Raw genomic sequence first — 13,153 nt, 5'->3', positions numbered from 1 at the left:
AGGACCTTCTACAGTGTCCAGAGCCTTGGAGCAAGGGTTCCTGTCGGATAGTCGGGCACTTGGCCTGTCAGGGCCTGTCGGCCTTCTCAAATCGACGCCTGACGTCGGCCAGTTCTTCCGGTTCCAGATACGCCCCGTGTCGATACAGAAACCGGCCGTCGAAATAGGACTGCGCATAACGCTGAAACGACAGTAAATGCACGCCGCGTAGCAGACTGTAGGGCGGATAGGTCACGATGACTTTGCCGTCTTCCCGATGCCCCACCGCCGCCGCCGCGCAGGGATAATTGTAGATCGGGTCAACGGGCACGAACAGGTGGTGGGAATACACCACGTAATTGAGCGCCATCTGCTCCGTGACATGCCAGGTGAAGGCATAGCGTTTTTTCTTCCGGTAGCCGCGCTGGATCTCCTTGGCCCACAGCGCCCAGACCGGGGAAGCGCGGTGCAGGGCCATGAACCCGCTGTTGAGCACCGGCAGATGGCAAAACGCTTCGGCCACGCCCTCGTCGAAAATCTCGCCATACCACAACCGGGCAGCGTCCACGGCGCTTTTTTGATTGCGCGTGAAAGCGAGCCCATAATGATGCTCCGGGCATAAGACGGCCTGCTCCTGATGACGTAGCGCCAGTTCGGCGAAAAGCGCCATACCGTCGCAGGACTGGAACCAGAAATCGGCGTCGCACCAAAGGTAGATGTCGTAGCCCGACAGCATTTCACGCAGAAATGGCCGACACAGCTGAGCGTCTGCATAAGGCGGCAAATGTTCTTCCGGCAGGAAGTAAACATGGCGTTTGCGGTCGAAACGCACAACCCCGACGCCGTGGGCGGCAAACCAGGCCCTGGCCGCGTCGTCAAGGCCGATATCGACGACGAAGCAATCAAACAGCGACCGCATCCGTTCCTCGATGGACAGCACCAACCCCTTGGCCAGAAAAAAATAGTTGGCGTCGGTGGCAAAGACGAAAGCGCATCGGGTTTGCATGGTAAAGACGGTTCCCCTTGAGGCGTTTGGCAGGTGGTGCGCCATTGGCCGCGATTTCAGCCCAGGCCCACACGCTCTTTTGCCTGCGAGCCAGCGAAAAAGCAAACCGTCATCACGGCCAATCAGGCCCACCTGATCAAGCGCAGGGCCAACACTGCCATAGAACACGATACATGACTTAACGCTGAGGGATTACGCCGGAATCGTCACTCCGCATTAAGCGCCATGAGATGCTGAAGGAATCATTACAGCGAAAGTGTTTTATTTTTATTGACAAGCTCGTACGCAAAAACTAGTCAACATATAGCTCATCAAAAGCCCCTGAACGTTGCATGAAAGGAGATCAAATGAAAACACTCATTTTTTGCGCCGATGGAACCTGGAACGGCCCCAATGGCGACACCGACGGCGATAACCTTCCTGACGCCACGAATGTTTTCAAACTCTTTTGTTGTCTCCCTGGAAATAATGCCGACGCGTCCTTAAGACTACAGAACGAGCAGGAACGGTTTGACGCCAACACCCGTACCTTGGCCAAGTACCTCCATGGGGTGGGGGATTCCAACAACCCGCTTGTCAAAGCCCTGGGCGGCGCATTTGGTTCCGGCATCACGGCCAGAATCATTCGCGGCTACACGTTCTTATCCAGAAACTACAACAAAGGAGACGAGATCGTTCTGGTCGGTTTCAGTCGCGGAGCCTATACCGTGCGGGCCTTGGCCGGATTCATCGCCGCCTGCGGCCTTCTCGACGCCACCAAGGTTGATCTTTCGGATAAGATGGAGGCCTACGTGGCTGCTGTCGGCGCTTGGCATCAGTACCGCAAACAGGCCAAGGGGGACGGGATCAAAGATATCTTTGATTGGTTCCCTTCGATATTCACCTTGTTCCAGGGCGTCAAAACCACCGGCAAGGGCTCCGTTCCCATAGAGGCCGTGGCGGTGTGGGATACGGTGGGAGCCCACGGCATTCCGCTGTATATCCAAGACAAGGACAAGCGTTACAACTATTTTCAGTTTGCTGACTGCAAGCTCAGCCCGACAGTCAAACACGGCATCCATGCCGTGGCCGCGGACGAGGAACGGACGGATTTCAGCCCGACGCTGTGGGAACCGCGCGACGGGATCACGCAAATGCTCTTTGCCGGAGCCCATGCCGATGTGGGCGGCGGCTACAACACGACGAATCTGGAAAGCGATTTGTCCAACATCGCTCTGGAGTGGATGCTTAACGAACTTGCTGGACTCGGAGTAGCTTTCGCCCCTGCCTGCCGTCAAATCTGGGGACTGCACCCGGCCAACCCGCTTGGCCCTTCCCATCAACCCTGGACCGAAGGCATTTGGCAAAAGCTGGGCCACTCGCGGCGTGTTTTCCCCCCAGGAGTGCTGCTGGAAGCGCCGAGTCGTGTGCAGCGAAAGGGCAAGACCGTGGTGCTTTTGCCGTCCGGAACTTCCGCAATCTACACGTAGAAGGGGAACCAGACACGCGTCACGCGCAGCTTGTTTTCAGGATCAAGGAACATATAACAAGGCTGCAGACGAGCGGAGTCAACTGCAACAAGCGGCCCCCCGGATGCGCCGCACGGAGGTGGCTTGGCTTCCGGGCATCCGATCCCAAACCACAGGGCCGGAACCCGAACCTCCGGCCCAGAAACCATAAAAAAGCCCCCGAATCTTTCGATTCGGGGGCTTTTGAAAAGTAGCCCTGGCGGCGACCTACTTTCCCACACAAGAATATGCAGTATCATCGGCGAAAGAGGGCTTAACTTCCGAGTTCGGAATGGGGTCGGGTGTACCCCCTCCTCTATGACCACCAGGACAAATATATAAGTTAAAATAAGGGATGGGATTGTCTGTTGGCAAAAATCAAGTCGAACGGACTATTAGTACCGGTCTGCTCAAACATTGCTGCTTTTGCACATCCGGCCTATCAACCATGTAGTCTACATGGGTCCTTCAGGGAGAACTCGTCTTGAGGCAGGCTTCCCGCTTAGATGCTTTCAGCGGTTATCCTTTCCGAACATAGCTACCCTGCGATGCCGTTGGCACGACAACAGGTGCACCAGAGGTTCGTTCATCCCGGTCCTCTCGTACTAGGGACAACCCCTCTCAATTCTCCAACGCCCACGGAAGATAGGGACCAAACTGTCTCACGACGTTTTAAACCCAGCTCGCGTACCACTTTAATCGGCGAACAGCCGAACCCTTGGGACCTGCTCCAGCCCCAGGATGTGATGAGCCGACATCGAGGTGCCAAACCGCATCGTCGATATGAACTCTTGGATGCGATCAGCCTGTTATCCCCGGCGTACCTTTTATCCATTGAGCGATGGCCCTTCCATTCGGGACCACCGGATCACTAAGGCCCACTTTCGTGCCTGGTCGAGATGTCTCTCTCGCAGTCAAGCTCCCTTATGCCTTTGCACTCGACGGCTGGTTTCCAATCAGCCTGAGGGAACCTTTGCATGCCTCCGTTACTCTTTGGGAGGCGACCGCCCCAGTCAAACTACCCGCCAGACAATGTCCTCGAACCGGATAACGGTCCGAGTTAGAAGCTTAAACAACCGAGGGTGGTATTTCAAGGATGGCTCCGCCGACGCTGGCGCGCCGGTTTCACAGCCTCCCACCTATCCTACACACGGTTGCCCAAGCTCCAATGTCAAGCTATAGTAAAGGTGCACAGGGTCTTTCCGTCTTTCCGCGGGTAGACGGCATTTTCACCGCCACATCAATTTCACTGAGTCTCTGGTCGAGACAGCGTGGAGATCGTTACGCCATTCGTGCAGGTCGGAACTTACCCGACAAGGAATTTCGCTACCTTAGGACCGTTATAGTTACGGCCGCCGTTTACCGGGGCTTCGGTTTAGAGCTTCGCTTGCGCTGACTCCACCCCTTAACCTTCCGGCACCGGGCAGGCGTCAGTCCGTATACGTCGTCTTACGACTTCGCACAGACCTGTGTTTTTAGTAAACAGTCGCCACCACCGTTTCACTGCGACCCCCCGCGGCTTATGCAGTAAATGCTTCACCATAGGGGGCACCCCTTATCCCGAAGTTACGGGGTCATTTTGCCGAGTTCCTTAACCAGAGTTCTCTCAAGCGCCTTGGGATACTCTCCCCGCCCACCTGAGTTGGTTTGCGGTACGGTCTGCTTGTGCTAAACTTAGAAGCTTTTCTCGGCAGCCTGGGATTAGTCACTTCAGTCGTAAGACACGGCATCACGTCTCGGCCTTGAAGGAGAACGGATTTGCCTGTTCTCCAAGCCTACACGCTTGCACCGGCACTTCCAACAGCCGGCTGACCTACCCTCCTGCGTCCCTCCGTCGCACACACAAACAGGTACAGGAATATTAACCTGTTTTCCATCAGCTACGCCTTTCGGCCTCGCCTTAGGGACCGACTCACCCTGGGAAGATTAACTTTACCCAGGAAACCTTGGGCTTACGGCGAACGGGTTTCACACCCGTTTTATCGTTACTTATGCCAGCATTATCACTTCCCGTTAGTCCAGCAGACTTTACAATCTGCCTTCATCCCGTCCGGGAACGCTCCCCTACCGCCTATCGTTAAGATAGGCCCGAGGCTTCGGTACCATGCTTAGCTCCGTTACATTTTCGGCGCAGGACCACTAGACCAGTGAGCTATTACGCTTTCTTTAAAGGATGGCTGCTTCTAAGCCAACCTCCTGGCTGTCAGAGCGGTCCCACTTCCTTTCCCACTGAGCATGGATTTGGGAACCTTAGCCGTCGATCTGGGCTCTTACCCTCTCGACCCTGGACCTTCGCACCCAGAGTCTGACTCCCGGGAAATAAAAGAACGGCATTCGGAGTTTGATAGGGTTTGGTAATCTGGTGAGACCCCTAGCCCTTTCAGTGCTCTACCTCCGTCCTTCCTTCCCGAGGCTATACCTCAATATATTTCGGGGAGAACCAGCTATCACCGAGTTTGATTGGCCTTTCACCCCTATCCACAAGTCATCCCAATGGTTTTCAGCCCATATGGGTTCGGTCCTCCACTCGGTTTTACCCGAGCTTCAACCTGCTCATGGATAGATCACCCGGTTTCGGGTCTATCCCGCCGTACTGTTCGCCCTATTCAGACTCGCTTTCGCTACGGCTCCGGCATTTTAGCCTTAACCTCGCACGACAGGATAACTCGCTGGCTCATTATGCAAAAGGCACGCTCTCACCGGACAAGTCCGGCTCGAACCGCTTGTAGGCAATCGGTTTCAGGTTCTCGTTTCACTCCCCTCACAGGGGTTCTTTTCACCTTTCCCTCACGGTACTGGTACACTATCGGTCGCTGAGGAGTATTTAGCCTTGGAAGATGGTCCTCCCGGATTCCCACGAGATTTCGCGTGTCTCGTGGTACTCAGGTACCTCCAGCGTCACGTTCGGTTTCAGGTACGGGGCTTTCACCCTCTATGGCGCGCCTTCCCAGACGCTTCCCCTGCCTAATGATGAATCGCTTGATGGAGGCCCTACAACCCCAGACGTCCGGAGACGCCTGGTTTGGGCTCTTCCCGGTTCGCTCGCCGCTACTACGGGAATCTCTTTTGATTTCTTCTCCTGCGGGTACTGAGATGTTTCACTTCCCCGCGTTCGCCTCCCAAGACCTATGTATTCGGTCAAGGGATAACAGGACATGACTCCTGCTGGGTTTCCCCATTCGGAAATCACCGGATCAAAGCACGTTTGGCTGCTCCCCGGTGCGTATCGCCGCCTACCGCGTCCTTCATCGCCTCTCAGCGCCAAGGCATCCACCGATTGCCCTTAATTACTTGGCTTTTGCCTAAATCCCATCCCTTATTTAACTGTCAAAGATCAGTGTCGCGCACCCGTTTCACATCCAATGGTGGAGGTGAACGGGATCGAACCGATGGCCTCCTGCGTGCAAGGCAGGCGCTCTCCCAGCTGAGCTACACCCCCGGTAAGCATGGTGGGCCTGGAAGGACTTGAACCTTCGACCTCACGCTTATCAGGCGTGCGCTCTAGCCACCTGAGCTACAGGCCCATCGTGTGCGCAACTTGCAAAGACGCGTGGTCCTTGCAATTAAATAGCGAGTTGGGTTTTCGTATCCATAAAAGGAGGTGATCCAGCCGCAGGTTCCCCTACGGCTACCTTGTTACGACTTCACCCCAATCATCGGCCCTACCGTAGACTCCTGCCTCCTTGCGGTTAGCCCGGAGCTTTCGGGTAGAACCAACTTTCGTGGTGTGACGGGCGGTGTGTACAAGGCCCGGGAACGTATTCACCGGAGCATGCTGATCTCCGATTACTAGCGATTCCGACTTCACGGGGTCGAGTTGCAGACCCCGATCCGGACTGGGATGGGTTTTTTGGGATTGGCTCCACCTTGCGGTCTCGCAGCCCATTGTACCCACCATTGTAGTACGTGTGTAGCCCTGGGCGTAAGGGCCATGATGACTTGACGTCGTCCCCACCTTCCTCCCCGTTGACCGAGGCGGTCTCTCTAGAGTGCCCGACATTACTCGCTGGCAACTAAAGACAAGGGTTGCGCTCGTTGCGGGACTTAACCCAACACCTCACGGCACGAGCTGACGACAGCCATGCAGCACCTGTCACCGCGCTCCCCGAAGGGCACTCCTCCTTTTCGGGAGGATTCGCGGGATGTCAAACCCAGGTAAGGTTCTTCGCGTTGCATCGAATTAAACCACATACTCCACCGCTTGTGCGGGCCCCCGTCAATTCCTTTGAGTTTCAGCCTTGCGACCGTACTCCCCAGGCGGGATGCTTAATGCGTTAACTGCGGCACCGAAGATCGCTCCCCGACACCTAGCATCCATCGTTTACAGCGTGGACTACCAGGGTATCTAATCCTGTTTGCTCCCCACGCTTTCGCGCCTCAGCGTCAGTACCTGTCCAGGTGGCCGCCTTCGCCACCGGTGTTCCTCCGGATATCTACGGATTTCACTCCTACACCCGGAATTCCGCCACCCTCTCCAGGACTCAAGCCTCCCAGTTTCGAACGCAGTTCCTCGGTTGAGCCGAGGGCTTTCACGTCCGACTTAAAAGGCGGCCTACGCGCGCTTTACGCCCAGTGATTCCGATTAACGCTTGCACCCTCCGTATTACCGCGGCTGCTGGCACGGAGTTAGCCGGTGCTTCCTTTGGAGGTACCGTCAGTTCCAGGGCTTATTCAGACCTGGAAGGTTCTTCCCTCCCGACAGAGGTTTACGACCCGAAAGCCTTCTTCCCTCACACGGCGTCGCTGCGTCAGGGTTTCCCCCATTGCGCAATATTCCCCACTGCTGCCTCCCGTAGGAGTCTGGACCGTGTTTCAGTTCCAGTGTGGCTGATCATCCTCTCAGACCAGCTACCCATCGTAGCCTTGGTGGGCCATTACCCCGCCAACAAGCTAATGGGACGCGGACTCATCCAGATACGACAGCTTGCAAGCAGAGGCCGCCTTTCCCCCAACCGAAATTGGAGCGTATCCGGTATTAGCGGCAGTTTCCCGCCGTTATCCCGAATATCTGGGTAGATAATCCACGCGTTACTCACCCGTGCGCCGCTCTACTCAGGGACCGAAGTCCCCTTTCTCGCACGACTTGCATGTGTTAAGCACGCCGCCAGCGTTCAATCTGAGCCAGGATCAAACTCTCCAGTTTAAATCCTTATTAGCTGAAACCTAAGTATGCGTTGCCGCATCTTAAGCATGGCTTACAGAAATCACCCAACTCGCTATTTAATTGTCAAAGACCGCGTTGCTTCGCCCGCCGTTGCCGGCGGTCAGCAGGAAGCGGCAACCTACGCTGCCCGCATTCCCGCGTCAAGCACTTTTTTTCAAAACCCGCCGACTCGTTTGTCGGCGGCCGCTTTCCGGTTTCCCGAAGCGGAGGGCGTATCTACGCTGCCCCGTCCGGCCCGTCAAGCATTTTTTTCAATCACCGTTTCGCCCGTTTGGCGATCCGGCCGCGTTGCCGTTTTTCGCAGCGCGGAGGGAGCTTCTACGCATCCCCGCGCGGCCCGTCAACACTTTTTTTCACTCAACCCGAAGCACCGTTGTCCCTCGGTCCGCGTCGCCGGTTTCCGTCGGCGCGGAGGAGCGTGTCTACGCTCGCCCACCCGGCCCGTCAACGCTTTTTTTCACTCCCGCCCAAGGTTCTTGCGACCCCTGGTCGGGCCCGGCGCGGTTTCCCGCAGCGGGATGGGCTGTCTACGCGGGGCGGGGACGGGCGTCAACGGTTTTCTGGACAGCGGGGCGTTTTCCCCGCGCCCCACCGCGCCGCTAGAGGTTGCCTTCCTTGACGGTATTTTCCAGAACGTCATTGATGCCGAAGGTTTGACTCGTCATTTGGCCCTTATCCACCACGTAGCGGGTGATGGTCCAGGCGTCGTTGTCGATGGCGTCGCAGTGGCCCGTGGCCTCGGGGCCAAAGGTTTCAGCCAGGGCTTCCAGGAAGCCCTCGACGTCGGCCCAGCGGCCTTCGTGCTCCAGGGTCAGAACGCCGTCGGCGTAGTCGGCCGTATCCAGCGGACACTGCCCGGCCAGGCGCTCCCAGGCCTCGGGGGCGAGGCCGCGTATCTCGCCGTACACGCGATAGTCCGGTCCGGCGGCCATGGGCTCAGCCCTCGTCGGCCAGCAGGCGCTTGGCCACGTTGACGTCGTACATGACCAAGGGATCGGCCCCGGCCCCGCGCTTTTTGTACTCCGCCGCCGCCGCCTCGATGTCGGCGTAGGGAATCCAGTCGTGGCGCTCCCAGATCTCGGGGTGTTCGCGGTTCCACAGGCGGAATTCCACCTGGCCGAAGCTTTCGCGAACGTACATGCGCACCCGCTTGTCGGCGGGATTGGGATAGTAATAGATACCCTGACTGTCTTTCATCTTTTTTCCCTCTATAACTTCCAAACACCATCGTTTGGACATTGTTTACAGAACCCCAGGTGGGGTTTCCAAAGGGGCTCAGCCCCTTTGGCCGCCGGAGGCATCTCCCCTTCTCCGTTCCCCTACTGCACGCTCTTCTCAAACTCCTCCACTGTCCGCCGGGCTGATTCGGCCCAGGAGAACAGCCCGGCCCGGGCCAGGCCCAGGCGGGAGGCTTCGGCGCGCAGGGGCGCGTCGGCGGCGACCCGGGCCAGGGTTTGTCCCATGGCGGCCGGATCGGACGGGTCGTCGAGGTAGATGCCGGCCTCGCCGGCCACTTCGGGCAGGCTGGTCAACCGGGTGGTGACAGCCGGGCAGCCGCAAGCCATGGCTTCCAGCACGGGCAGACCGAAGCCTTCGTAGATGCTCGGATAGACCAGGGCCAGGGCCTTGGAATAGAGCGCAGCGAGCGTCGCGTCGTCGCAGTAGCCGAGTTCGACGGGCGGCGCGCCGTCCAGGCGTTCGGCGGACCAGCCGCTCCAGCCGGCGGTGACCAGCGGCACGTCCAGGCCGGCTGCGGCCAGGGCCTTGGGGATGACGTGGAGGTTCTTGCGCGGGTCGTTGGTGCCGACGAACAGGAAGTAGCGTTCGGGCAGGCCGGCCGGCAAGGGGCCGTCCACGGGGCGGAACACTTCGGGTTCGTGGGCGTTCCAGGTGACGCGGATGCGTTCGGGGTCCAGGCGCAGCAACCGGACCATTTCCGCCTTGGTGTAGTTGGAGACGGCCAGATAGCGGGCGACGCCGGGCAGGCGTTTGTGGAAATAGCGGTTAAAGTAGCGCACGCGCTCGGCCGGATGGCGCTCGGGAAGCGTTATGAGCGACAGGTCGTGGATGGTGAAGACCGTGGCCACGTTTTTCGGCACGCGGAAGGGGAAAAAGGCGGCCTCGTGGTAGAGGTCGTAGCCTTTGGCGGCCTGGTAAAAGACGGCCTCGCGCTGCCAGTGGCGGGCCAGGCGCACGGCCAGGCCGACGGCGGGCGGGAGTTTCCACAAAAGGCTCGTCAGGCGCGAGCGGCCGGCCAGGTCGGCCGGAGGCTGGGGGGGCGTGGATGAGACGCGCTTGCCGTCGAAGTAGGCGATGTCGAGGTCGCGCCCGTAGTCGCGCTCGATGGCGGCGTAGAGGCAGCGCAGGTAGCGGCCGATGCCGGTATTGACCGTGGCCAGGGGCACGGCGTTGACGAGGACGCGCAGTTTTCTCATTTTTGCAGCTCGTTGTGAGAGTGGCCAGCCATCACTTCCCGGGCCAGCTTACGCATGTTGTCCATGAAGACCGTCGTGTCGAAAGCCGCCGCCCGACGCTGGCAGGCTTCGCGCATGGCCAGGGCCTCGGCCGGTCCCAGGGCGCGCACGGCCCGGGCCACGTCCTCGGGGGTGGGATCGGGCGGCAGCAGGATGCCCGTCTCGCCGTCCACCACGGTTTCGGTCAGCCCGCCCTCGCGCACGCCGATGACCGGCTTGCCGGCGGCCATGGACTCCACCGGCGAGATGCCGAAATCCTCGTCGCGCGGGATGTAGATGGTGGCGATGGCCGTGCCCATGAGCCGGCGCAGTTCGGCCGCCTCGGTCCAGCCGCGGATGTCGATGTTGGGATGCTCGCGCGCCATGGCCCGCACCCGGTCGAGTTCCGAGCCGCCCGACACCACCACGAGTTTTTTGTCCGGCATGGCGGCAAAGGCGGCCACCACGCGGTCCACCCGCTTGAGCACGTCCACCCGGGCCGTGGACAGGTAGAACGGCTCCTGCCCTCTATATTGATAGGCGGCCGTGTCCACGGGCGGATGGATGACGACGGCGTCCAGGCCCAGGAAATCGCGGATGCGCCGGCGCACGGTCTCGGAGTTGGCGACCACGGCGTCCATGGCCCGCACGGCCGCTTCGTAGCGGCGGCGGTAGCGGCCGGCCAAAATCCGCCACAGCGGCCGGCGAAACGCTGGTTGGCGGGCGAGGTAGAAGTCGCGGTGGTCGTAGAGGATGCGCGGCGGCGTGTGGCAATAGAGCAGCTGCGGTCCGTGGATGCGGCCGTGACCGAGGAGCGTGAGCGAACCGCTGTGCAGGGCCAGCGGCGCGGCCACGGGCGGCATCCCCTCGAAGGCCAGGGACATGGCCAGGGTCAGGGACAGTTTCGCGGCCAGGGGATGACGGGAGCGGGCCTCAAGGCTGACCGGGGCGCGGCCGGCGAAATAGCCGTCCGGGAAGGCGGCCGGATCAAACCGGCCCGTCAGCATATCGGCCTCGAAGGCCCGGGCCAGGGTCACGGCCACCAGTTCCCCGCCGCCGGGAAAGGCAAAGGCGTCATGGAGCACGAGGGGGCGCGGGGACATGGTCACTCCTTGGGGGTTTTGCCGCCCTCGGATAGCCCGAGCGGCCCCGGCTGGCAATCCCCGGGCTTGCCCCGGCCGCCGGGCATGGTACAAGGGAGCATCCGAAACGGGAGGACATTGCCATGGACCAGGAGCGAACCATCATCCTTGGCGGCGTGGAATGCGACTATGACCCGCAAACCCGCATCGCGCTGGTGTACTGCGCCAACTGCTCGGAGCGAAACGAAGTGGAAGTCTGGCTGGCCGACGACGGCCGGCCGGAATACGCCGGCTTTGTCTGCGAGAAGTGCGGCTTTTTCAATACGCCGGAAGGCTGACCGGGCGCTTCGTTGACCGTGCCGGCTGTCGCGCGACGCCTGGGGAGCGGCAAGGCTTGGCCCCCACAAGACGACGTGGGGCTGGGACTTCCGGGCACAAACGACATTGCCCCGGGCGGCCGCCTCGGCTACACCCGTTGCCACGGCAACCAGCCGCCATGGGAGACGTACGGTCATGGCGCAGGACAACACCCTGACGTATTATCTGGAGATGATTGAGCAGGCCCCGAGCTACCAGGATCTCGTTTTTATCCGCAACCGCATCTTCGACGCCGTCGAAGCCACCCTGCCCAAGGAGGACGTGGACACGGTCAAGCGGACCTGGACGGCCCGGGCCAAGGACGAATCCGTGCCGGTGGTGCCGCCGGGACAGGGGAAGACGGCCTAGGGGGAGCTCGCCCAGGGAAAAGCGCGTTGATCGGGCTTTGGCCTGGAAACGATGGGACTCCCTGAGGGTCCCCGCCCAAAGGTCACAGCCATGAAAAGCGCCCATGGCGCTTCGCGCAAAAGACGAGAACTACGGGTTTTTCTAAAAAATACGCTGGGATTTATAAGCGACGTGCCCCTAGGGACCGGCCCGCCGGGTCAGGCGCAGCTTGAGGGAGGGGCCGGACTTGGGGGCAAAGACGGCCTCGGCCGTGTCCGGGCCGGTGAGCGTGCCCTTGAGCAGATGGCCGCTGGCGTGCTGGGCCGCGAACTCGTCGCCCAGGATCACGCCGGCCACGTGGTAGGTGTTGGAACCGCCGGAAAGCGGGTCCGGGATGACCACCACGCCGTAGATCATGTCGCCCTGGCGGGTGAAGCTGGCCGTGACCGTCTGGCCCAGGGCCTCGGCGGTCCAGTTCCCGACGATGTCGTGGCCGCCTGCGCCACGAGCCGCCCGGGCTTCCGGGGCCGGGACCTTGGGCGGAACCTGGCCCAAGACCGGGCCGGGCGCGGCCAGCAGCAAGGCGGTCATCGCCGGGGCGAGGAAAAGGGCAAGCCGGCTCACAACAGCCCCTCGCGGCGCATCAAGGTGACGAATTTGGTGCGTACAGCCTTGAGTTCCATGACGATGGACTCCACCTGGGCGTAGTGGCTGGAAAATTTGACGGCCGCGTCGAGTTCGCGCTGGCGCTTGGCCAAGCGTTGGTTAACGAAGTCGAGAAAGGCCTGGGGGCCGGAATCCTTGTTCTCCAAAAGGTGCTCCCACGCCATGGCCTGCTGACGCGGACAGGCCCGCGCCGAGAAGCGGCCGCAAGGCCTTTTCCACGATGGCGTCCTCGGGCTATAATCACGATTGGGGCGTCCAGCAAGCCTAAAGGGCGGGAGAGGACGGGCGTCGCCAAAAAGCGGAAGCCGCCCAGGCCCAGGGAGTGGCCCAAGCGGCTTCCTGAAAAGGCCGTGGTGGCGTGTTGGGGGAGGAGGCTAGGGGGTGACCGCCACGGCCAGTGATTCGAGCGGCTCGGAGTGGGAAGGCCGTCCGCTTTCGATTTTTACTTGAGCAAATCCCGGGCCAAACAAACGAAACCTGTAGGAATTTTTTTCAACTGTTATTTCAGCTCATTGCAACCAAGCCCTCCAAAAACTCCATCCCAGGGCTGAAAAATCTGGTGCGGTGTCTTTCTTTTCGGTTAGCTTTTTTACAATCTTAATCCGCAGGGG

General features: G+C 60.1%; 10 protein-coding genes, 2 tRNA genes and 3 rRNA genes. 3 read left to right on the top strand and 12 right to left on the bottom strand.

Features of this window, described 5'->3' with window-relative positions; translation table 11 throughout:
• Window positions 1–67: 67 nt before the first annotated feature.
• Entirely contained in the window at window positions 68–985 is a 918-nt protein-coding gene (locus tag DMR_RS01540) for a hypothetical protein (RefSeq protein WP_043599836.1), read from the bottom strand.
• Window positions 986–1,332: 347 nt separating this feature from the next.
• Between DMR_RS01540 and DMR_RS01535 the strand changes: the two genes are divergently transcribed.
• The gene (locus DMR_RS01535) at window positions 1,333–2,454 is read left to right on the top strand and encodes a DUF2235 domain-containing protein (protein WP_052278937.1); all 1,122 of its coding nucleotides are present in this window, start codon (window positions 1,333–1,335) and stop codon (window positions 2,452–2,454) included.
• Window positions 2,455–2,687: 233 nt separating this feature from the next.
• Here DMR_RS01535 and rrf read toward each other — a convergent pair.
• The 9 genes from rrf to DMR_RS01490 all read right to left on the bottom strand — a co-directional run bounded on the left by rrf (window position 2,688) and on the right by DMR_RS01490 (window position 11,192).
• Window positions 2,688–2,802: ribosomal RNA gene (rrf, locus tag DMR_RS01530) — 5S ribosomal RNA — on the bottom strand.
• Between the two features lie 44 nt (window positions 2,803–2,846).
• A 23S ribosomal RNA gene (locus DMR_RS01525) occupies window positions 2,847–5,769 on the bottom strand.
• A 66-nt stretch (window positions 5,770–5,835) separates the two neighbouring features.
• Window positions 5,836–5,911: transfer RNA gene (locus DMR_RS01520), tRNA-Ala, on the bottom strand.
• Window positions 5,912–5,919: 8 nt separating this feature from the next.
• Window positions 5,920–5,996, bottom strand: a tRNA-Ile gene (locus DMR_RS01515).
• A gap of 70 nt (window positions 5,997–6,066) precedes the next feature.
• Window positions 6,067–7,615, bottom strand: a 16S ribosomal RNA gene (locus DMR_RS01510).
• The 16S, 23S and 5S rRNA genes sit together here with 2 tRNA genes alongside, the layout of an rRNA operon.
• 620 nt (window positions 7,616–8,235) lie before the next feature.
• Entirely contained in the window at window positions 8,236–8,568 is a 333-nt protein-coding gene (locus DMR_RS01505) for a hypothetical protein (RefSeq protein WP_012749917.1), read from the bottom strand.
• 4 nt (window positions 8,569–8,572) lie between these two features.
• Window positions 8,573–8,833, bottom strand: coding sequence for a hypothetical protein (locus DMR_RS01500; RefSeq protein WP_006922724.1), 261 nt, complete (start codon window positions 8,831–8,833; stop codon window positions 8,573–8,575).
• A 122-nt stretch (window positions 8,834–8,955) separates the two neighbouring features.
• Window positions 8,956–10,071: a glycosyltransferase family 4 protein gene (locus DMR_RS01495; protein ID WP_012749915.1), complete on the bottom strand. Its 1,116-nt coding sequence runs from the start codon at window positions 10,069–10,071 to the stop codon at window positions 8,956–8,958.
• Window positions 10,068–11,192, bottom strand: coding sequence for a glycosyltransferase (locus DMR_RS01490; RefSeq protein ID WP_012749914.1), 1,125 nt, complete (start codon window positions 11,190–11,192; stop codon window positions 10,068–10,070). The genes DMR_RS01495 and DMR_RS01490 overlap by 4 nt, the downstream gene beginning before the upstream one ends.
• 122 nt (window positions 11,193–11,314) lie before the next feature.
• On the opposite strand from DMR_RS01490, the gene DMR_RS01485 reads away from it, so the two are divergent.
• A complete protein-coding gene (locus DMR_RS01485; RefSeq protein WP_012749913.1) occupies window positions 11,315–11,509 on the top strand; it encodes a hypothetical protein in 195 nt (64 codons plus the stop codon).
• 175 nt (window positions 11,510–11,684) lie between these two features.
• On the top strand, window positions 11,685–11,897 hold the full coding sequence (locus DMR_RS01480; RefSeq protein WP_012749912.1) for a hypothetical protein: 213 nt from the start codon (window positions 11,685–11,687) through the stop codon (window positions 11,895–11,897).
• 177 nt (window positions 11,898–12,074) lie between these two features.
• Here the strand turns inward: DMR_RS01480 and DMR_RS01475 are convergent, their stop codons facing one another.
• Complete coding sequence (locus DMR_RS01475; RefSeq protein ID WP_012749911.1) at window positions 12,075–12,500, bottom strand: hypothetical protein; 426 nt, start codon at window positions 12,498–12,500, stop codon at window positions 12,075–12,077.
• A complete protein-coding gene (locus DMR_RS01470) occupies window positions 12,497–12,706 on the bottom strand; it encodes a hypothetical protein (protein WP_012749910.1) in 210 nt (69 codons plus the stop codon). Before DMR_RS01470 ends, DMR_RS01475 begins: the two co-directional genes overlap by 4 nt.
• Between the last annotated feature and the right edge of the window lie 447 nt (window positions 12,707–13,153).

This window comes from Solidesulfovibrio magneticus RS-1, assembly GCF_000010665.1.
Taxonomy (GTDB): Bacteria; Desulfobacterota; Desulfovibrionia; order Desulfovibrionales; family Desulfovibrionaceae; genus Solidesulfovibrio; species Solidesulfovibrio magneticus.
Note: the sequence above shows the minus strand (reverse complement) of the source record. Positions and strands in the feature narration are given on the sequence as shown.